The sequence below is a fragment of the uncultured Photobacterium sp. genome, assembly GCF_947502415.1.
Lineage (GTDB): Bacteria > Pseudomonadota > Gammaproteobacteria > Enterobacterales > Vibrionaceae > Photobacterium.
In genome coordinates, this window is the sequence record NZ_CANMZV010000085.1 from 1 (window position 1) to 1,169 (window position 1,169).

At 40.9% G+C, this 1,169-nt stretch carries 2 protein-coding genes; one reads left to right on the forward strand and one right to left on the reverse strand.

Features of this window, described 5'->3' with window-relative positions:
• The first annotated feature begins 247 nt into the window (after nucleotides 1–247).
• Nucleotides 248–907: a hypothetical protein gene (locus Q0852_RS23610; protein ID WP_299022882.1), complete on the forward strand. Its 660-nt coding sequence runs from the start codon at nucleotides 248–250 to the stop codon at nucleotides 905–907.
• A 31-nt stretch (nucleotides 908–938) separates the two neighbouring features.
• Here Q0852_RS23610 and Q0852_RS23615 read toward each other — a convergent pair.
• Nucleotides 939–1,169: hypothetical protein (locus Q0852_RS23615; RefSeq protein ID WP_299022885.1), on the reverse strand; the 231-nt coding region annotated here is incomplete at its 5' end.

Consider the following 1,169-nt stretch of genomic DNA (forward strand, 5'->3'; position numbering starts at 1 on the left):
AGATAACAAAATAGAAGGTTGAGGCAGGAGAGTAATATTTCAATAATGGTTGTCGCACTTAGTATATGAATTCGGCGCTTATAACAAAGCAATCAAGGTGACCCGTTACACTTGGCGGTTTTGGTATGAAATTCAGTGTGCTTTGTTAGTTTCGTGTGGGGCACCTTATTGCAGGCGTTATGTTTTTCCTCATAAAGTAGGCACGTTTATGTGCCTTTATAGATTAAATGGAGTTTAAAGATAAAAGATGAAGATTAAATTAATATCATTGGCGCTGATGAGTGGTGTAATTAGTGGTTGCGGTGGTGGTAGTTCTGCTGATGAAAATGCCGCGGCTTGTTTCAATGAGACCTTATTCAAGGTGGGTTCGAGGTATTCCATTGTCACAAAAGAAGGTAACAACGATGCTGAGAGAAGTAGTTTTAGCGTGATGGAGACGACTCAGTTTAGAGGTCAACAGGCTATCAAAGTCAATGATGAAATATCGGGCTTCAACACATATTATTCACTTGATAGTAGTGATAAGTCTTACTCAATATTAGGTGTGATGGATGGCGATACTGAGTGGTACTACACACCAGGTCAGCAGAATAAATTTGACCTTAATGCAGGGGAGTCTTTTGAGCAGACGTATACGAAGATTACGGTTTTACCCGAACAAACTGCTGATGTGGTTTTTGATTCAGTCAATAAGTTCATTGGTATAGAAACAATAACGGTTCCAGCTGGTACTTATAAGACTTGTAGATTTGAAGCAAAGAATACCGTTACGTTACCATCTGGATTGAAGCAACAAGTGAATTTAACAGCATGGTATGCTGTTAGGTATGGTATCCAAGTTAAATATGAAGTAGATGGCGTCGCAGATGAGCTCATAGAAGCAACCATTGATGGTATGAAAATCTAAGTACATGAATTCGGCAAACATAACAAAAACATCAAGGTGACGCGTTACACTCGGCGGTTTTGGTATGAAGTTCTGTGCGCTTGGTAGGTTGATCATGGCGCACCTTATGTTCGGCGTTATGGCACAAAAAGCACAGGCAACGTGGTTTTTGCTTCAAGGTCTGTGGGTCAAGCTTAGCGGCTACCAAGCCGAACTTTTCAGGCGATATAACTGAACGCTTGTCGGTATAACGAACTGTAAATTTGGCTGGCTTTGTCCGCAG

Bases quoted from the DNA above. Each gene is read 5' to 3' on its own strand.
- Q0852_RS23610 (WP_299022882.1), top strand. From the start codon at position 248: ATGAAGATTAAATTAATATCATTGGCGCTGATGAGTGGTGTAATTAGT.